This is a genomic window from Chitinimonas sp. (genome assembly GCF_036568685.1).
Lineage (GTDB): Bacteria > Pseudomonadota > Gammaproteobacteria > Burkholderiales > Chitinimonadaceae > Chitinimonas.
In genome coordinates this window covers 1-19,271 of sequence record NZ_DATCSC010000067.1, presented here as the reverse complement: position 1 = coordinate 19,271, position 19,271 = coordinate 1, and the positions used below count along the sequence as shown (strand labels likewise).

Below are 19,271 nucleotides of genomic sequence, written 5' to 3'. Positions count from 1 at the left end.
GGTATCCGAGGAGCTGCTTGCATGAATATCGACTTTCCCCTGCATTTCAATGGTCGTGGTGTTACCGCGAGCACGGATGACCTGGACCATATCCGCGACATGATCGAGCAATTGCTGTTCACCCGCGCCGGTGAGCGTGTGAACCGGCCGGACTTCGGCTGCGGATTGCCGACACACGTGTTCGCACCCAACAGCCGAGAGTCGGCAGCGACCTTGCAGTTCACCGTACAGGCAGCCTTGCTGCGTTGGTTGGGGGATGTGATCGAGGTGCTGGCGGTGGATGTGGTTGCCGATGAAGCCACCTTGAGTGTGGCGATCAAATACGCCTTACGCGGCGATAGCCAGGTGCACGACGCGTACTTCGAGCGGCAGGGCCAAGGGGAGGGGGTATGAGCTACGCTTGCGAACGGGATGGACGCCGCGAGGCCGTCCGCCAAAAACCGGGGCTGAATGGGCTCGATTATCTCGAGGTAGCCGACGACCAGTTGTCTTTGCAGGTGTACTTTCTCGGCAGCCTTCCAGCCGCCTTGCGTGTTCCGAAGCGCGGAGATATTCCCTGGCTACAGATAGCGGGCGGTCAGCGTATAAACGGCATACGCATCACGGCCATCGAGCCGGTTGTGGCGGCCGACCCAGACCGGGACGATAGTCTGATCGTTCATCTGGACCGCTATGGCGACTTCTCCCTCTATACCTTGCGCCTGGTAGGACTGGAACAGATCGATCCACGTTACGACCGCCTGGCCTTCAGCTTCAAGGTCAACTGTCCCTCCGATCTGGATTGTGTGCCGGCTTGCGATTGTGTTGAGGCGCCGCCGGCGGAGCCTGAGATCAACTACCTGGCCAAGGATTATCAGAGCTTCCGAAGCTTGATCCTGGACCGGCTGGCCGTCTTGATGCCGAACTGGCAAGAGCGCCACGCCACAGACGTAGGAATCACGCTGGTGGAGCTGATGGCCTATGTCGGGGACTACCTCAGCTACTACCAGGACGCAGTAGCGACGGAAGCCTACCTGGATACCGCCCGATTGCGCATTTCGGTCAGACGGCATACCCGCCTGGTGGATTACCGGCTGCACGAGGGTTGCAATGCCCGTGCCTGGGTGTGCTTGTGCAGCACGGGCGATTTTACGCTGGAGAAGGGCTCGGCCTTCGTGACCCGCTTGCAGGATGAGCGTGCGGCGGACAAGGTGGTGGTCAATACGGGTCTGCTCGCTGCATTGCCCAAGTCGGACTATGAAGTCTTTGAAAGCATGACACCGTTGGCCGTACGGGCAGCGCACAGCCGGATCCGCTTTCATACCTGGGGCGGGCAGCTGTGCTGCCTGGAACGGGGGAGCACCTCGGCAACGCTGATCGATGCCTATCCCGAGACCAAAGGTGGTGCGGGGGAGGTTGCCAACCATCGCGGCGAGGAAGCCGTGACAGGACAATCTGGCCTGCAATTGCAAGCGGGTGATGTGCTGGTGCTGGAGGAGGTGATAGGCCCGCGTACGGGCGAGATCGCCGATGCCGACCCCGCCCGGCGACACGTGGTCAGATTGACCCGCGTGACACCAGGCCAGGATGAACTGGTGCGTGATCAGCAGGGCAGGCCGACCCGGCTGCTTGAAGTGGAATGGGGCAAGGTGGATGCCCTGCCGTTCACGCTCTGCTTGTCGGCCATGGGGCCACCGCCGCTATGTCGGTATCTGGAGGATGTCTCGGTCGCATGCGGCAACGTGGTGCTCGTAGATCATGGACACACGCAGCCGCCAGAGGGCTGGGAGGACTTGGGCGTGGTACCGACCGAGCACACCTCGGCCGTTTGCGATTGCATCGCGACGCCGGGTGAGACCAGCACCGAAGCCGGCGACTTTCGCCCTGCCTTGGCCCGCACCGGGCTGGTGTTCAGCCAGCCATTGGCGGTGGATGACCCGGCTGCAGGTGAGTGGCAACCTGCTGCGAGGCGAGGGGATCAGGACGTACGCCTTGCCCTGCCGCAGCTTTGGTTGCTGAGCAGCACGCCAGGCCAGGCTACGCTGTCTTGGCAGCCTGTCCATGACCTGCTGGCCTGTGGACCGGAGGACCGGCAATTCGTGGTGGAAATAGACGACGACCGGGTGGCCCACCTGCGCTTTGGCGATGGCGAGCTGGGTTGTGCGCCGCAGGCTGGCAGCCGCTACGCCGCCCGCTACCGGGTGGGCGGCGGCAAGGCTGGCAATGTGGGGGCGGGGGCGATCTGTCACCTGCTGCGTGATGGTCCCGCTGCGACTGCGGGTCTGCAGTCTATCCGCAACCCGCTGCCAGCCCGCGGCGGTACCGAGCCTGAACCGCTGGCCGAGGCCAAGCTGTATGCACCACATCGCTTTCGCAAGCAGCTGGAGCGGGCGATCACCCCTGCCGACTATCAGGCCCTTGCCATGCAGGCGGGGGGCATACAGCGGGCTGCGGCAGCATTCCGGTGGACTGGCAGCTGGTACGAGGCCGATGTCGCGCTGGACCCGGAGGGCAGCGAGACCCTGACGGCTGACCAGCAGCATGCGATGACGACCCGGCTCGAAGCCTACCGGCGTATTGGTCACGACCTGGCAGTGAACCAGGCGGACTATGTGCCGCTGCGGCTCAAGCTCCATGCCTGCGCCATGCCCCACACGCCCAGGGGGGAGGTCAGGGCGGCCTTGTTGGCGGCGTTCAGCAACCGGCTGCTGGCGGGGGGCAAGCTGGGTTACTTCCACCCGGACCGGCTGAGTTTTGGCGAGCCGGTCACCGTCAGCGGGATCGTGGCTGCCGCGATGGCGGTTGCGGGGGTGCAAGACGCCAGCGTGCTGGTCCTGCAGCGGCAGTTTGAGGCTCCCAATCATGAGTTGGAGCAAGGTTTTCTGGCACTGCGCAGCGGGGAGATCGCGCGGCTCGACAACGACCCGAACTACCCGGAACACGGGGTGATCGAGATCATCGTGGATGGAGGGCGCTGACATGGCCTGCAAAAGCTGCGGCTGTACCACGGCCAATTGCGGTTGCTGCGAAGGCGTGCAGCTGATGACGCCGGTCGATATCACCAACCGACCTGGCCTCGATGCCATCGCCTACCGGGTGGGTACTCACGGACGCTTTCTGGCATCCATGCAGGCTCGCTTGAGCAGCCTGCGCTTGAAGGAGGCCGACGATGACAGCGCGACGGCCGCTGCCATTACGCCGCTCGCCCAGCTCACTACCCGAGACCCGGCCGACCCGGCCATGGCTCTGCTCGATGGCTGGGCCTGCGTGGCCGATGTGCTGAGCTTCTACCAGGAGCGCCTGGCCAACGAAGCCTATCTGCGTACGGCCACGGAACGGCGCTCGGTGCTGGAGCTGGCACGGCTGGTGGGCTACGCCCTGCGCCCTGGCGTGGCAGCCAGCGTCTATCTGGCCTACACCCTGGACGATAACCAGATTGCGCCAGTGATGATTGCGGCAGGTACCCGCTCGCAAAGCGTGCCCGGTCCCGATGAGCTGCCGCAATCCTTCGAGACCAGCGAAGCCTTGTTGGCGAGGGCCGAATGGAATGATCTGCAGGTCCGTAAGACCCAGCCACAGCGCTTGACGGCAGACAGTGTGAGGAAGTTGACGACGCTCTACCTGAGCGGTACCGCTACGCAGCTCAAACCCAATGACCCGCTACTGTTCCTGTTGCCAGGGGAGAAGGAGCCGCTGCTGCGCTATGTTGCCAGCGTACAGGTTGACTTTGAGCAGCAGCGCACCGCGTTAGGCCTGGTTTCCTTGAATCTCTTGGATTTGCTGCGAGACCAGCAGGAATCTGCGACGCAACCGGAGGTACAGTCCAAGCCCGGTGCACTGGGCATATTGCGAAATTTGAGTACCCCCTTGTCCATCCCGCCGGCCCTGCCGGCGGCACGTTCCAGCGCGGCCTTGCAGCGTAATCTGAGCGACAGCTTGAGCGAGGGGAGCGATGTACAGGCCCAGTTGCTGGGGGTGCTTAATCCGGCAATACAGCAAAACCTCTACCGGGCGTGGTCGGCGGGCGCCAAGACGGCCGAGAGCGGGGTGCAGGTCTATGGTTTTGGGGTGAGGGCCGCACCGTTCGGCAGCACCTCGCCGCTCAAACCGATTCCAGATCGAGAGGGGGGCATCGCCCGCTATGACGATTGGCCGCTGGAGCCGGATGTCTCCATCGGTATCGCGCTGGCGCGAGAGGCCAACACGGACGGTAGCTTTGCGTGGTTTGTTGCGCTGAAACTGAGCTGGAATGGTGTCTTGGAGCAGATAGACCCGGTTGAGTTCAAGCCCAAGGTCATCGGAAAAAACGCTGTGACCTTGACCTTGTTCGGCGAGCCGGAGCAAGGCGGGCGTCTGCGCTTCGCCTTTGTGGATGGCTCGTCGCGCGAAGTGACGGTTCGTATCCAGCCAGTGGCAGGCGTAGCTACGGCGACGGTGTCTTGCGCTGGGTTGACGCTCAAGGTTGCTGCAGGAAGCCGAGAGACGGTCGGTACCGACCCTACGGAACTACTCAGCGCCCAATTCACTGATGCGAATCATCTCAATATCGCCAGCGTCCTGGCTGCCAGCCATCGCCTGGCGCTGGATAGCAGCTATGAGCAGATTGTGCCTGGTGGCATTTCGCTGGTGATGCGCGGTGGCCGTCTGGCAACACAGGCCTTGGTATTGAGTACGGCCACCAATGCCCGTTCGGGATTCGGTATTACCGGCAAATCCACCGAGCTGAGATTGAGCCGTGCCTGGCGCGATGGTGCCCATGAATTCTTGCTGGCCGATGTCAGGTCGACTACCGTCTTTGCGCAGAGCCAGTTGTTGACCCTGGCCGAGGTACCGCTGACCGAGGTGGTCAAAGGTCAGCGGATCGATCTGGCACGGCTTTACGATGGACTCAAGACCGGTCGCTGGATCATCGTGTCCGGGGAGCGGGCCGATATCGTGGTGGACGGGAAGCCTGTGCCGGGCGTGATGGCGGCTGAGCTGGTGATGATCGCAGGTGTGGAGCAGAGTTTTGACGCGAGCTTGCCGGGCGATGCGGTCCACACCACGCTGCTGCTGGCCAATGCGCTGGCCTACGCCTATCAGCGCGAGACCTTGCGCATCTATGGCAACGTGGTCAAGGCGACGCACGGCGAGACGCGTAACGAGACCCTGGGGAGTGGCAATGGGGCGGTGCCGCTGCAGGCATTCGCGCTTAAGCAACCTCCACTGACCTTTGTGTCGTCCCCCACCCCGAGTGGCGTGGATAGCTCCCTCAAGGTCTATGTCAACGATACGCAATGGCACGAGGCCGATACGCTCGCCGATAAAGGACCGCGCGAGCGGGCTTTTACGACCAAGACCGATGACGCAGGCGTCACCAGCCTGATCTTCGGCAACGGTGAGCAAGGCGCGCGCCTGCCAACCGGCGTGGAGAACGTGAAGGCGGTCTACCGCAACGGCATCGGTCGGGCCGGTAATGTGAAAGCCGGCGAGATCACGCTGCTGCAGACAAGGCCGCTTGGGGTGAAGGAGGTGAACAACCCGGTGCGCGCCTCAGGTGGGGCGGATAGGGAAGGGCTGGCGCTCGCCCGAGAGAGTGCACCGCTGGCGGTGTTGGCGCTGGACCGCCTGGTATCGACCCAGGACTACGCCGATTTTGCCCGTACCTTCGCCGGGATCGGCAAATCCGCTGCCAGCCGGCTTTACGACCGTGGTCGTGCCCTGGTGCTGGTCACCATCGCCGGTGTCGACGATATTCCCATCGACCCGAATTCCGATCTGTACCTCAATCTGCAGATCGCCTTGCGGCGTTTTGGTGACCCCTCGCTACCGGTACGTCTGGCGATACGTGAACTGCTTGTTCTGGTGCTGAGCGCCAATGTACGGCTCAAACCGGACTACCTGTGGGAACCAGTCGCAGCAAAGATACGCGCGGCCTTGCTGGCGCGCTTCGGTTTTGCCCGGCAGGCACTGGGCCAGTCTGTTTCGCTGGGGCAGGTGATCAGCCTGATCCAGGGGGTTGAAGGGGTGGCCTATGTGGATGTGGACACCTTTACCAGCACGCCGGAGAACACCACGCGCAGCGAGGGGCAGGCCAACGCCGCCAACGTACCGTCCGGGCTGCCTAAACCCTATGTGCCCGTATACGGTGCGCAGCAACGGGGCGGGCAGAGCTTGCCGGCCCAGTTGGCGCTATTCACGCCTGATGTACCCGATACCTTGATCCTCAATCAGATCGGATAGCCGCCATGAGCAATGTGCCGCGTGTCGACCGCCTCTATCACCTGCTACCCGCTATCTACCAGATACGGGACGCCGAGCAAGGCTACCCCTTGCAAGCCTTGCTGCGGGTGATCAATGAACAGGCGGATCTGGTCGAAGACAACATCGCCCAGCTCTACGAGAACTTCTTTATCGAAACCGCCCAGGATTGGGCTGTGCCCTATGTGGCCGATCTGGTGGGTTACCGCCCGGTCGAAGGGGCTGGCAATGCCGGCGATGGTCATACGCCGGCTGGGCGTGCACTCAACCGGGTGCTGGTGCCGCGCCGCGAGGTGGCCAATTCCCTCCGTTACCGCCGGCGCAAGGGCACGCTCAGTTTGCTGACGCAGCTGGCGCACGATATTGCAGGCTGGCCGGCACAGGCGGTGGAGTTCTACCGGCTGTTGGGCTGGCACCAGAACATCAACCACCTGCACCGGGAACGGGCCCGTACGGTAGATCTGCGGCAGCTGGACCGCGCGGCCACGCTCAACGGACCCTTCGATACCCTGGCGCATACGGTAGAGGTGCGCCGTCCGCGCTCGCATCGGCAGCCCGGCCGCTACAACATCCCCTCGGTGGGTGTTTTTCTGTGGCGGCTCAAGGCTTACGGCCTGAGCCAAGTGCCTCCATGTTGTCTGGAGCGGGCGGAAGCGCGCTACAGCTTCAGCTTCCTGGGGCAGGATACACCACTGTTCAACCGGCCCGGCCCCTGCCGGGAAGAGGGGGTACTGCCGGGTGAGTTGCAGATGCCGGTGCCGATCAGCCGGCTGGCCTTCTCGCAGCACCCCGAGCGTTACTATGGTGCCGGCAAAAGCCTGGCGCTGTGGGCGGAGGGCTGGCTCGGTGCTGACGGCAAGACGCCGGTGCCCTTGCAGCATATTGTGGCGGCGGACCTCAGCGACTGGCGCTACACCGTACCGCACGGCAAGGTGGCGATTGACCCTGAGCTGGGCCGCTTTGCCTTTCCTCGCCGGCAACCGCCCAAGCAGGGGGTCCGGGTGAGCTACCACTACGGCTTCAGTACTGACATGGGTGGTGGCGAATATGGCCGCACCCTCTACGAGCCATCTCCCCGGCTGGATGCAGACGGGGTGCCTCAAGCACTGGTGCGCTATACCGTCGATAGCCGCGCGCAGAACGTCCCTGCAGATCGGCGCTATGCCACGCTGGGGGCGGCCCTTGCCCGCTGGAGGGCAGATGCGCCGGACGATGCGGTGATCGAGCTGCTGGACAGCAATGTTTATGCCGAGCCCCTGAATATTTCGGTCGCGTCAGCGCAGCGTCTGCAGATCCGGGCCGCCAACCGAGCCAGGCCGGCGCTGCGGCTGCTCGACTACAACACCGACCGGCCCGATCCCTTGCTGGTGACATTGGCGCCCGGCGCGCAATTCACGCTCGACGGCTTGCTGATCGCAGGCCGCCCGCTGCGCATTGAAGGTGCGGCGCCAGACGAGATTGGCAACCGCGAGGCTCAGCCCTGCCCGGCCCTGCCCCGCTGTGACGGCAAGGTGGTGATACGCCACTGCACCCTGGTGCCTGGTTGGGGTATGGACTGCAACTGCGAGCCGGACGAGCCCGAGGAACCCAGCCTGGTGCTGGTCAACGTCCGTGCTGCCGTGTCCATCACCCGCAGCATCGTCGGTGCCGTCCAGATCAGTGAAGATGAGGTGCATACCGACCCCATCCCGGTCAGCATCAGCGACAGCATAGTGGATGCCACGGGTGCCGATGGTGTGGCGATAGGCACGGACGACGATGCGGTGGCGCATGCCTTGCTCACCCTGCGCAACAGCACGGTCTTCGGCATTGTGAACGTGCATGCCGTGGTACTGGCGGAGAACACGCTTTTTACCAGCTGCGTCAACGTGGCGCGGCGGCAGCTGGGGTGTATGCGGTTTTGCTATGTACCACCTCGTTGCCGCACGCCACGGCGTTATCACTGCCAGCCCGACGGGGTGGTGGCAGCGGCCAGGGAGCGCAAGCTGGACCCGACCGTAGAGGCGGCATTGATCGCGCTGGAGAGCGTGCGCGTTGTGCCGCGCTTTACGGCGGTGCGCTACGGCAAACCAGGCTATGCCCAGCTGGCTGAACACTGTGCCGAGGAGATCTGCCGCGGGGCGGAGGACGAATCGGAGATGGGGGCCTTCCACGATCTGTACCAACCGCAGCGGGAGGCCAATCTGCGCGCGCGGCTCGATGAATACACGCCAGCGGACTATGAAGTAGGGATGTTCTTTGTGACCTGACAATAAGGCATGGCTTGGGATTTCGCCCCGCTACCGATCTGCTTGGGGGGTGGGAATGGCGCAGAGCCAGGCAAATCACGCGAGAGAAGGAAGAAGGCGATGAAAGGCGATTTCACCCGCAATACCTTTGACCCCCAGCACCACTTCAGCCGGGTGCTGATGCAGCAGGGGCGGGTCACCCTGGATGCCGATTACAACGAGCAGGCAGCCATTCTGCTGCACTATCTGCGCACCTTGGCCAAGGACCTGATCGGTCCATTTGGCATCCCTGTCTCGGCCGAGGGGGGCTTTGCCCTGACGCCAAGCGAGAATGGCCAGGACATCAAGATCTCCCGTGGCCGGTGCTATGTGGATGGCTTTCTGGTCGAGAATGATGCGGAGGCTCCCAGTTGGCGCCAGCAACCCTATCTGGACGTGAGCAAGAGTGATCCAGATGGGCTGGGGGCTTTTCTAACCGGCAATGGAAACCCGGATCGCACCTTCCTGCTGTACCTGGACGTGTGGGAGCGGCATGTCACGGCCATCGAGGCGCCAAACACCCGCGAGGTGGCCCTGGGTGGTCCGGATACCTGTAGCCGCAGCCAGGTGGTCTGGCAGCTTAAGGCCGAGGCCTATACCACCAACCCGGCACCGGTGAATGGCGAGGGGGCCTTGAAGCTCTGTACCGGCGAATATGCTCGCCTGACCAATGCGGAAGTCAACCGAAGGGCAGGCGCCACCTTGACGGCCGACCTGGACCCGGTGGCTGGTCCCGTGAATGCCTGTATTACCGCGCCGGAGTCCCGCTATCGCGGCTTGGAGAACCAGCTCTACCGAGTTGAGATACACGACGGTAGCGCGAATGGCGTGTTCACCTTCAAGTGGTCCCGTGATAATGGCAGTGTGGCGGCCGGGGTGGTCGGCCTGGCGCAGGGGGGCTTCGAGGTGACGGACAGCCGGGGTTTTGAGACCGGTGACTGGGTAGAAATGACCTTTGATGAACATGACCTGCTGGGCAAGCCTGGCTGGGTGTTCCAATTGGCCGGCGTGGATGGCAATACCCTGCTCGCTGCCGCCGATACCTTGCCGAACGGAATTCCGGGCACCTGGCAATCGAGCTTCGCGCTCACCCACCCCAAGATCCGGCGCTGGAACCAGACTGCCAACGAACAGCAGGCGCTGACTGGTGGCGTGATCCAGGTCAGCACGGCTACGCTGAACGCCAACCCCTGGGTGGCGATTGAAGATGGCCTGCGCGTGGCCTTTGCCCCGCTGGGCGATTATCGCTGTGGAGACTATTGGCTGATTCCGGCACGCGTGGCGACGGGGGAGATCGAGTGGCCCCGGGCCAGGGAAGAAACCGGCGCACTGAACCCGCAGCCGCTGCCGCCAGAGGGCATTTTGCACCACTATGCGCCTCTGGCCTTCGTGAAGCGGGGTGCTGGTCAGCCGCTGACCGTGTGGCAATGCAGTTGTCGGTTGGAGCCGATCAGCCACTGCGAAGGGATACAGGTTGGATAGCGTGGGTGCGCCTTGGGGCGCCCCACGCAAGTTGCTAGACCGGCAGGCTGCTGCAGGGCGCAGGCCGGCTGGTTCAAGACAGGAGCTTGTCCCCGATCTGGTAGGCGGACTGGAAATCTTCCCAGCCGTGGGTGCCGCCGTTCACTTGCTTGCGGGCGGCCTTGAAGTCGCCCTCCAGTAGCGCGGTCTTGATCGCCAGGGCATGGTCCTTGAGGAACAGTGCCAACAGGCTGGCTGCCGTGGCGGCGTCGTTGGCAGCGTCCGGGTTGTTCACCAGGTCTACCGGCGGGTTGAGCAGCGGGCCGTAGTGGGCGTAGTTGGCGCGGCCGGTAAGCTGGATAAACCCCCGCCCGGCAAAGCTTGCGCCATCCGGTGCGCCCTTGTTGCCCAGGTCGGCGCGGTTGTCGTAAAGATCGAAGGCATGGCCGCCGGGCGAGGTGTTGAAGCGCGAGATGCCCTCGGTCACCGGCCGGAAGCTGGCCGTCTCTGCCCGTATGGTGGCGAGCGCCGCCAGGGTCATTACCTTGTCCTGCAGGCCGTAGCGCTGCAGGGCATCGAGCACGATGGGCAGGTTGGCGTTGATATTGCCCAATGGCGTGCTGGGGAACATCTTGGCCACGATCTGTGCATTCACGCTGCCGGTCACGCTCGGTAGCGGCGTGTCCTGGACCAAGCCCAGCGCGGTCAACGTGACCGGGCCGGCCACGCCATCGGCCAGCAGGTTCTTGCTCAGCTGGTAGGCGCGTACCGCGGCGCGGGTGCCCTCACCATATACGCCGTCGATCTCGCCCGGTGGAAAGCCGGCCTGCTGCAGCGCCCGCTGCAGGCGTTTGACGTCTTCAATACCGGTAAACAGATTGCTCATGGTGCATTCCTCCTGTTGGCAGGCCGGTGGTAGGCGCACAGGCGCGAACCGGCTGCCATGTGGCTGCCAAGGTCTGGGTGCTTGAGGCTGGCGCACCGTGGTGGTGGGCGGGCGGTGCGCGCGCAAGGTGGAACGCCCGGGGCATGGCGGGGCGCAGGCCAAAGCAAAGCTGGCATGGTTCCTCCTGAGCCCCTGTTTCTTGTCGCGCCCGGCCTCAAAGGCGGCGGGTCTGCTTTGTGGTGTGGTATATGCCTGCCCGGGCTTATTGCCAAGCAATCAATGGCTTGGGTGATGAACGGCAGCCCGCCCGCCACATATGCCAAGCGCCAGGATTGCGTTCCGGCGCGGCACACGTCAGTGTGTGGGGATGTCGCTCTCGCTCTATTCCGCCGCCGTCCCTACCTTCCAACGCTACCTGGGCCAGCTCGCCGGCCTCTTGGACCGCGCCGAGGCCCATTGCCAGACCACTGGCCGCAATGTGGCCGAGCTGCTGCAATGCCGGCTGGCGCCGGACATGGCGCCCTTCAGCAAGCAGGTGGAGATCGCCGCCAACTTCAGCTTCCGCGTCTGCTACCCGTTGGCCGGGCGGGCCATCCCGCCCTATGGCGAGGTACCGGCCGATCTGGCGAGCCTAAGGGCGCATATCGCCCGTAGCCAGGACTTGCTGGCAACCTTGCCGCCGGCAGACTTTGAGCTGGCAGGGGAACGCCTCATCGAGGCTGAAGCTGGCGAGGCGCGCTTTACCATCGCCGCCGGCGACTACCTGCTGCAATACGGCCTGCCCAACCATCTGTTCCACCTTTCCATGGCCTACGCCATCCTGCGGCAGCAGGGCGTGCCGGTTGGCAAAGCAGATTTCGACGGCTGGCACCGCTACACCCATTGACGGCAATGCCGGGTGGACCTGCGGATGCCAGTGCGACCAGCCCCGGGAACACTTGGCAGTTGAGATGGGCTTCGGCCATTCGCGCACCTTGGCGCTCCCAGACCGAGGCCTGCATTCAAGTTGAGGGCGATATTCCCCCCTCGACACGAATTGCCTCGACCGCGCATACCCTCTCCGTTTCGCGGTGAACCGCCTGTCACGCAATATTGAACAGCATGAGCTGTGAGACAAATACTTCGAAGATCACTGCGGTCTAAAGCAAGAAGCACATTGCGAGGACCACTGTGTTGGCAAGGCCAAAGCGTGGGGTTGTCCGTCGCCCAAGGTGCCGCCAGATAGAAGGAGTACGTCCATGGACATGCAAACCGTGAAGTCGCTGCTAGCGCTGCCCATGGCTGCAGTTCTCTCGATGGTGCTGGTGGCCTGCGGAGGCGGCAGCGATAGCGGCGGGGGTAGCGTGCCCAGTAGCATGGGGATGCTATCGGTAAGCCTGACAGATGCGCCTGCCTGCGGTTACGACCATGTCAACGTCACCATCCAGAAGGTGCGTATCCACGCCAGTGCCACCGCGGCCGATACCGATTCGGGTTGGACCGAGATTACAGTCAGCCCCACGCAACGCTTCGACCTACTGTCGCTCAGCAACGGCGTACTGGCCAGCTTGGGCCAGACGCCCTTGGCACCGGGCCACTATTCGCAGATAGCTCTTGTGCTGGCAGCCAACAACTCGACCGCGCCGCTGGCCAATTCGGTGGTGCCGAGCGGTGGATCTGAACTGCCGCTGACGACCCCCAGTGCGCAACAGAGTGGATTGAAGCTCAAAGCTGATATCGCGATAGCGGCGAACCAGATTACCGATGTGGTGCTGGACTTCAACGCCTGCAAGTCGGTGGTGCGTGCCGGTGCGTCGGGTCAGTACCTGCTCAAGCCTGTCATTGCCGTCACGCCGAAGTTCATTTCGGGCGTAAGCGGCTACGTCGATGCCACCTTGGGCAACGGCAACACCGTGGTCACGGTGCAGCAGTCCGGTACCGTGGTGAAGGCAACGGTGCCCGACAGTGCCGGCAAGTTCCTGCTCGCACCAGTGGCGCCGGGGACGTATGACTTCGTCCTCAGCGCACCGGGCCGGGCAACGACCGTGATCACTGGCGTGCAAGTGGGTAGCAATACGGTCACGCTGATCAGCGCAAGCAGTGCACCGCTGACCCTGGTCAATGCGGCATCCGGCACGGCGGCCGGCCTCATCACCACATCAAGTTCACCGATCCTGGCCTCGGTGAGCGCTATGCAGACGCTGGCCAACGGTGACATGATCAACGTCGCGGAGACGACGGCAGATTCGATCTCTGGCGCCTATGGCATGAGTCTGCCGGCAGTTCCGCCGAACGTGGCCCAGTTCGTCGCCAGCGCTAGCGGCTACATGTTCACGCCTGATGCCAAGGCCTTGACCAACTACACGCTCAACGCGAGCATGGGCGGTGTGAGCAAGACAGCCACCATCACCATCAATTCCAACGTCACCGTGACGACGAATTTCGCCTTCTGAGCGCCATAGTGCCAAGCGTTTCCTTCCTTATGCAGGTTGGCGATTTCCCCGTCATTACCAGGTAAGGGATTCGTTTGAGCGGCAACGGCTTTGTGAAGACAGGGAAATCGCCAGCCAGACATACTGAAACGGTGCGCTGATTAGACCGCTGCCGGTTTTGTGTCTTACGCTGCTTGCGGATACGCGCGTAGACGCCGAGGGCGCTGGACGCCCCGAGGAGGAGAGGCAAGCATGCAGATCAAACTCGCCAGCATTACCGTAGACGACCAGGACAAGGCGCTGGATTTCTACACCCGCGTGCTGGGCTTTGAGAAGGTGCACGACATCCCCATGGGCCCCTTCCGCTGGCTGACGGTGAGTTCGCCCGAGGGCGCAGCCGGGGTGGAGCTGGTGCTGGAGCCTTTGGGCTTTGCACCGGCACATATCTACCAGCAGGCGCTGTTCGAGGCCGGTATCCCGGCCACCGCCTTTATGACCCAGGACATTGCCGGCGAGTACCAGCGCCTGAGGGACAGGGGCGTGGTGTTCCGCAGCGAACCCAAGGCCATGGGGCCGATCACCGCGGTGATCTTTGAGGACACCTGCGGGAACTTGATCAACCTGGTGCAGCCCGCGGCCTAAGCGCCAGCTTTGCTGGCCTTGTCTTAGCGGTGCTAGATTCCGCCGACGGTTCTAAATCCAGCCCAGCACCCCACCAAACACCACCAGCCCCGCTGCCACCACGCTAGCCAGGCCCGCCACCACACCCACCTGCTTGCGGCGGGAGGGCTGGTCGTGCACCCAGTAGCCCACGATAAAGAAGGGCATATAGCCCAGCAGCCAGATCAGGTAGGGGCGCCGGAGTTCCACCAGGGCCATTCCCAGGTAAGCGCGCCAATGTGGTTGAGCCCGTATTCCACCCCCACGCACAGTACCGAGTTGACGCTGGCAATGAGCCAGCGGTTGTTGTTGCCCAGGCGCTTGCGGCGCGGGGGTGAGTGCTAGTTACAGTCTTAGGGTTGTATTTTGAAAATACAGTCTTTGATTTGTATTTGCGAAATACAAGCTATAGTATGTATTTTGATTGCAGCCTATAAGTTGTAAGTATTGCCCCCAGGAGGCCCGCCATGGATTACCCGGTAAAAACCATCAGCCAGCTACGGCCGCTGCTGCAGGGCTTTCGCAAGCAGGCAGGGCTCACCCAGGCCGCCATGGCGCAGAAGCTGGGCATCAGCCAGCAAAGCTATGCGGCGCTGGAAGCCAACCCGGGCACGGCGAGCTTTGAGCGCGTGTTCACGGTGCTGCGCCTCTTGGACGTGAATGTGGCGCTGGCTCCCGCCAGCCGTACAACGCCCCCGCCGCCCGCCTCCGGCGCTGACAAGCTCGGGAGCTGGTAAGCATGGCGCGGCGGGGAGCGGTACGGCAGCTCGATATCTGGATGAACGGCGTGCGCGTGGGCGCTTGGCTGCGCGAGCGGGCAGGGGAGCGGTTGACCTATGCCGAAGAATGGGTACAAAGCCCTCAGGGACGACCGCTCTCGCTTTCCCTGCCCTTCACGCCGGGTAACAGGCCCTACCAAGGGCCGCTGGTCGGCAGCTATTTCGACAACCTGCTGCCCGATAGCGCCGCCATACGCCGCCGGCTGGCGCAACGCTACCGTACCGAGGGTGAGGCGCCCTTCGAGTTGCTGACTGCCCTGGGCCGCGACTGCGTGGGTGCGGTGCAGCTATTGCCGGAGGGCGAGCAGCCGGGCGATGTGGCCACCATCCAGGCCCACCCCATGAGCGAAGCGGCAATCGCACAACTGCTGCGCAGTACGCTTTCCAGTGAACCACTAGGGCGCGATAGCGAGGCGGGCGAAGACCTGCGGCTCTCCATTGCTGGGGCACAGGAGAAGACCGCACTGCTGTGGCATGGTGGGCAATGGCGATTGCCGCGGGGAAGCACCCCCACCACCCATATCTTCAAGCTGCCTATGGGCTTGGTGGGTGGCATGCAGGCCGATATGCGCACCTCGGTAGAGAATGAATGGCTGTGCGCGCAGTTGGTGGCGGGTTTTGGCCTGCCTATCGCCCAATGCGAGATCGCCCACTTCGAGGACCAGAAGGTGTTGGTAGTCGAGCGCTTTGACCGGCGACTGGCCCCGACGGGGGAAGGGATAGTACGGCTGCCGCAGGAGGACCTGTGCCAGGCAACGGGCCTGCCGCCGCACCTCAAATACCAGGCCGATGGCGGCCCCGGCGTGGCCGATATCATGGATGTGTTGCTGGGTTCTGAACAGGCAGAGCAGGACAGACGCAATTTCTTTAAGGCCCAGCTCGTCTTCTGGCTGCTGGCTGCCATTGATGGCCACGCCAAGAACTTCAGCATTGCCCATCTGCCCGGCAGCCGCTACCAGGCCACCCCACTCTACGATGTGCTATCCGCCCACCCCATCACCGGCCGTGGCGCGCGCCAGATCGCCCCACAGAAACTCAAGCTTGCCATGGCGGTTAAAGGCAAGGGCGGTGACAACCTTTACCTGGTCAGCAAGATTCAGCGCCGCCACTGGAATGCCATGGCAACCCGCTTCGGGCTGGATGGCGAAGCGCTGGTGGCCGAAGTGCTGGCGCAAACTTCAAGCGCTATTGAGATGGTCCTTGCCAAGTTGCCGGCCGGTTTCCCGTCCGGGTTGGCAGAGGCCATCTTTGACGGCATGCAACAGCAAGCAAACCGGTTGGCGGCCATGCCGGTCGACTAGGATGAATAATCCCTATCGGTAAGAGGTAAGCCATGACCCAACCTCGCCAGCTCACCGGGCAGTGCCTCTGCGGCGCAGTCCGTTACGAGGTGCTTGATGACTTCGGCTACGCCCTCAACTGCCACTGCAGCCAGTGCCGGCGGGCGACCGGCTCGGCCTTCAAGCCCTTTGGCGGTATAGCTCGCTCTGCGCTGCGCATCACCCAGGGCGAGGCACAGGCCATGGTCTATGGCGATGCCACGGCCGACCACGACGTGCACTGCCGCGCTTGCGGCTCGCTGCTGTACTCGGTGGTGCGGGGTGGCGAGTATGTGCACGTGACCCTCGGCACCCTGATGGATACCCCGAGCATCCGCCCCTCGGCGCATATCTTTGTTGGCTCCAAGGCGCCCTGGTACACGATTACCGACGATCTGCCACGGTACGACGAGTTTGGCTGAATGGCGCGCCGTAGGTGTGCTGCCCCGCCTGAGCCGGCATTCATGCTATCTCGCGCTACCCGCCCTTGCGCAAGGTACTGGGTAGGGATCAAGCCAGAAGGGACTCGCTAGGGCGTTTCTTGCTCCGCCACATGCTCGAGCAGGTGTGCAACAAATTCGGTGAGCTTAGGCAGGGGGCGCCGGTCGTGTCGATACACGATGTGGACCGGGCGGGGCTTGGGTGTATGGGCGTGCAGCACCTGCACCAACGTTCCATTTGCCAGATCGTGTGCCACCAGAACCTCTGGTTGCAGCAACAGCCCTGCGCCTGCGATGGCAGCCATGCGCAAGCCGTTGCCGTCGTTGCACGTGAACACCGATTCCGTCGGCCAGCGCAGGTTGCCTTCATCCCCGAGCTTCCAACCGCTACGGCTATTCCACAGCGTGTGAGACAGGCAGTGATGGGCGCTAAGATCCTGCGGCGTATCAGGACGCCCGTATTGCGCCAGATAGTCTGGCGATGCACAGATCGCCATGCGATACATGGTCAAGGGCTTTGCAATCAGGTCGGCATCGCCCAATTCACCAATGCGGATCGCCAGATCGAAACCTTCGTCAATCAGATCGACGTTGCGATTGCTCAATTCCAGCTCTACGCGCACAAGCGGATACCGCTGCCGGAAAGTCGCGGCCAACGGCGCGATGACACAGGCGCCAAAGGTGATGGGTGCGCTGATACGCAAGGTGCCGGATGGTGAGGCACGTAGCTGCTCGACTGATGTTTCGGCGATACGCATGTGCTCGAGCGCACGCTTTGCGTCCTCGTAAAAAACGCGACCGGCATCGGTCAGATTCTGGCGCCGTGTGGTGCGCTCCAGCAAGCGAGCACCGAGACGCTCTTCGAGTTCGCGAACATATTTGCCGACCATTACCGCCGATATGTCCAGCCGCTTCGCCGCTTCGGTGAAATTGCCTCCCTCCACGACCGTCACGAAGGTTTCCATGGCACGTAGTCTGTCCATATTACGAACTATTGATTAGTAGTATCAAAAATTAAAGCACATTTATGGTTGTTTTGGTTCGAGGAAGAATGGCGGCGTTTCAACCTGAATTCGAAAAGGAGTACTTTATGAAGATTGTCGTAATCGGTGCTGGCGGGGATGTGGGTCGTTTTGTGGCGGATGAGCTTGCGCGTGAGGGCAAACACGAAGTGATTCGTGTCGGTCGAACCCGGGGCGACCATCAAGTTGATATTGCCCGCGATGACAGCGTGAGCGCGCTGTTCAAGCAGATCGGCACTGTCGATGCCATCGTTGTTGCCGCAGGCAACGTTATCCTGGCGCCCATTGAGGAAATGACCACGGCCGATTTCCATAGGGGCTTGCAAGACAAACTGCTCGGCCAGGTGCGCGTCGCGTTGATTGGTCAGCATTACCTGAGCGATGGTGGGTCCATTACGTTGACCTCCGGTGTCGCCGTCGAGGACCCGATTGCGCAGGGCGCCAACGCTGCAGCGTCGAACGCCGGAATTGAAGGGTTCGTGCGTGCGGCAGCTTGCGATTTTCACCGGGGCATCCGCATCAACGCCGTCAGCCCGACCGTGCTGATCGAATCCATGGACAGGTTTGGTCCATTCTTTCCCGGCTACGAAGGTGTGCCGGCGGCGATGGTGGCCAAGGCCTATCGACGTAGCGTGGAAGGCGTGCAGAGCGGCCGGGTATACCGGGTGGGCCATTGAAGTAAAACCATCGCGGTACTTCGAGCGCCCATATTTGGCCCGTGAGTGACCGCCGGCGCGTACAGCCATTTCTCCCTCTTTAGCGGAGGTATGGCTGTACGCGCAGTTCGCTTCTTGGCGGCTGGCCGTGGTCTACTATGTCTACGCTTAGCCTGGCTGACTCTGCCCAGCCCAACCTCGCTTGCGTTGACCAAGGAAAACGATGGCCTACAGCGACCACTACCGCCTGAGCGTGCACGCGGTGATCACCGACGAGCAGGACAACATCCTGCTGCTCAAGGCCAACTACGCCAACCAGAGCTGGGGTCTGCCCGGTGGGGCCATAGACCCTGGCGAGACCATCCATGAGTGCCTTGCGCGGGAATGCCAGGAGGAGCTGGGGCAGGCGGTGGATATCCAGCACCTGACCGGCGTGTACTACCACGCCTCGCACAACTCGCACGTTTTTATCTTCCGCTGCCGCTTGCCGGCAAGCGCCGGCATCTCGCTCAGTAGCGAGCACACCGAGTACCGCTATGCGCCTTTGGATGAGCTGGCCCCGGTACAGCGGCGGCGGGTGGAAGACTGCCTGCGCTATGAAGGGGTAGTGGTCAGCGAGAAGTTCTAGCGGCGCTTATGGCATCTGGTAGCACGACGTAGCTGGCCAACCAGAAACGCAAACCGAAAGTATGGTTCAATTCTGGCCATACCTCCCCGCTAGCCAGGAACCGCCGTGCGCTACACGCCCTATACCCTGACCATCCTCGCCGCCAACGACGGCCGCTTTGTCGATTTCGCACCCTACGTGGCTTCGATCAACGACCAAGGTGTGGTGGCCTTTCAGGCGACCTTGGCGGATGGTCATAGCGGGGTGTTTGTGAGCAATGGCACAACGACGACCGATATCGCCGTGACTACGGCGGCAGATAGCCCGGTGCAGCGCTTTGCCAGCCACCCAGATATCAACCGGGCCGGCGTGCTTTCGGTCTATGCCGAGCTCAAGGGGGGCGAGGAAGCGCTGCTGCTGTATGCGGGCGGTGAGATGACCGCGACCGGCGTGCAGGATAGCTTCAAGGGCATAGGCCCCTTAGGCCCGACCATGAATGAGGCAGGTGCTGTCGCTTTTCGCGGCACGCTGCCAGGTGGGGAGG

At 62.8% G+C, this 19,271-nt stretch carries 17 protein-coding genes; 14 read left to right on the top strand and 3 right to left on the bottom strand.

Annotated elements, in window-relative coordinates; translation table 11 throughout:
* The first annotated feature begins 21 nt into the window (after nt 1-21).
* From VIM95_RS10205 to VIM95_RS10185, 5 genes are all read left to right on the top strand, one after another.
* Nucleotides 22-393 carry a GPW/gp25 family protein gene (locus tag VIM95_RS10205; protein ID WP_331985261.1) on the top strand — a complete coding sequence of 124 codons (372 nt, stop codon included), beginning with the start codon at nt 22-24 and terminating at the stop codon, nt 391-393.
* Nucleotides 390-2,957: a putative baseplate assembly protein gene (locus VIM95_RS10200; RefSeq protein WP_331985259.1), complete on the top strand. Its 2,568-nt coding sequence runs from the start codon at nt 390-392 to the stop codon at nt 2,955-2,957. Before VIM95_RS10205 ends, VIM95_RS10200 begins: the two co-directional genes overlap by 4 nt.
* 1 nt (nt 2,958) lies before the next feature.
* Entirely contained in the window at nt 2,959-6,201 is a 3,243-nt protein-coding gene (locus VIM95_RS10195) for a putative baseplate assembly protein (RefSeq protein WP_331985257.1), read from the top strand.
* A gap of 5 nt (nt 6,202-6,206) precedes the next feature.
* On the top strand, nt 6,207-8,468 hold the full coding sequence (locus VIM95_RS10190; RefSeq protein WP_331985255.1) for a hypothetical protein: 2,262 nt from the start codon (nt 6,207-6,209) through the stop codon (nt 8,466-8,468).
* A 99-nt stretch (nt 8,469-8,567) separates the two neighbouring features.
* Nucleotides 8,568-9,968, top strand: a complete 1,401-nt coding sequence (locus VIM95_RS10185) for a DUF6519 domain-containing protein (protein WP_331985253.1) — start codon at nt 8,568-8,570, stop codon at nt 9,966-9,968.
* A 73-nt stretch (nt 9,969-10,041) separates the two neighbouring features.
* Here VIM95_RS10185 and VIM95_RS10180 read toward each other — a convergent pair whose 3' ends face one another.
* Nucleotides 10,042-10,833: a peptidoglycan-binding protein gene (locus VIM95_RS10180; protein WP_331985251.1), complete on the bottom strand. Its 792-nt coding sequence runs from the start codon at nt 10,831-10,833 to the stop codon at nt 10,042-10,044.
* A 367-nt stretch (nt 10,834-11,200) separates the two neighbouring features.
* Between VIM95_RS10180 and VIM95_RS10175 the strand changes: the two genes are divergently transcribed.
* From VIM95_RS10175 to VIM95_RS10165, 3 genes are all read left to right on the top strand, one after another.
* Nucleotides 11,201-11,719, top strand: coding sequence for a DUF1993 domain-containing protein (locus VIM95_RS10175; RefSeq protein WP_331985249.1), 519 nt, complete (start codon nt 11,201-11,203; stop codon nt 11,717-11,719).
* A 352-nt stretch (nt 11,720-12,071) separates the two neighbouring features.
* Nucleotides 12,072-13,265: a DUF4382 domain-containing protein gene (locus VIM95_RS10170; RefSeq protein WP_331985247.1), complete on the top strand. Its 1,194-nt coding sequence runs from the start codon at nt 12,072-12,074 to the stop codon at nt 13,263-13,265.
* 231 nt (nt 13,266-13,496) lie between these two features.
* Entirely contained in the window at nt 13,497-13,886 is a 390-nt protein-coding gene (locus tag VIM95_RS10165; protein ID WP_331985245.1) for a VOC family protein, read from the top strand.
* Nucleotides 13,887-13,937: 51 nt separating this feature from the next.
* Here VIM95_RS10165 and VIM95_RS10160 read toward each other — a convergent pair whose 3' ends face one another.
* Nucleotides 13,938-14,114, bottom strand: a complete 177-nt coding sequence (locus VIM95_RS10160; protein ID WP_331985243.1) for a hypothetical protein — start codon at nt 14,112-14,114, stop codon at nt 13,938-13,940.
* Between the two features lie 257 nt (nt 14,115-14,371).
* Here VIM95_RS10160 and VIM95_RS10155 point away from each other — a divergent pair, with 257 nt between their 5' ends.
* Genes VIM95_RS10155 through VIM95_RS10145 form a run of 3 tightly spaced genes read left to right on the top strand, consistent with a single transcriptional unit; the run spans nt 14,372 to nt 16,424 of the window.
* Nucleotides 14,372-14,641 carry a helix-turn-helix transcriptional regulator gene (locus VIM95_RS10155; RefSeq protein WP_331985241.1) on the top strand — a complete coding sequence of 90 codons (270 nt, stop codon included), beginning with the start codon at nt 14,372-14,374 and terminating at the stop codon, nt 14,639-14,641.
* A gap of 2 nt (nt 14,642-14,643) precedes the next feature.
* A complete protein-coding gene (locus VIM95_RS10150) occupies nt 14,644-15,984 on the top strand; it encodes a type II toxin-antitoxin system HipA family toxin (RefSeq protein ID WP_331985239.1) in 1,341 nt (446 codons plus the stop codon).
* 32 nt (nt 15,985-16,016) lie between these two features.
* The gene (locus VIM95_RS10145; RefSeq protein WP_331985237.1) at nt 16,017-16,424 is read left to right on the top strand and encodes a GFA family protein; all 408 of its coding nucleotides are present in this window, start codon (nt 16,017-16,019) and stop codon (nt 16,422-16,424) included.
* Between the two features lie 107 nt (nt 16,425-16,531).
* On the opposite strand, the gene VIM95_RS10140 is transcribed toward VIM95_RS10145, so the two are convergent.
* Nucleotides 16,532-17,407, bottom strand: a complete 876-nt coding sequence (locus VIM95_RS10140; RefSeq protein WP_331985235.1) for a LysR family transcriptional regulator — start codon at nt 17,405-17,407, stop codon at nt 16,532-16,534.
* 125 nt (nt 17,408-17,532) lie between these two features.
* On the opposite strand from VIM95_RS10140, the gene VIM95_RS10135 reads away from it, so the two are divergent.
* The 3 genes from VIM95_RS10135 to VIM95_RS10125 form a co-directional block, all read left to right on the top strand.
* On the top strand, nt 17,533-18,141 hold the full coding sequence (locus tag VIM95_RS10135) for a short chain dehydrogenase (protein WP_331985233.1): 609 nt from the start codon (nt 17,533-17,535) through the stop codon (nt 18,139-18,141).
* 202 nt (nt 18,142-18,343) lie between these two features.
* Complete coding sequence (locus VIM95_RS10130; protein ID WP_331985231.1) at nt 18,344-18,748, top strand: NUDIX hydrolase; 405 nt, start codon at nt 18,344-18,346, stop codon at nt 18,746-18,748.
* 105 nt (nt 18,749-18,853) lie between these two features.
* The coding region (locus VIM95_RS10125; protein ID WP_331985229.1) for a hypothetical protein at nt 18,854-19,271 on the top strand (418 nt) is incomplete at its 3' end.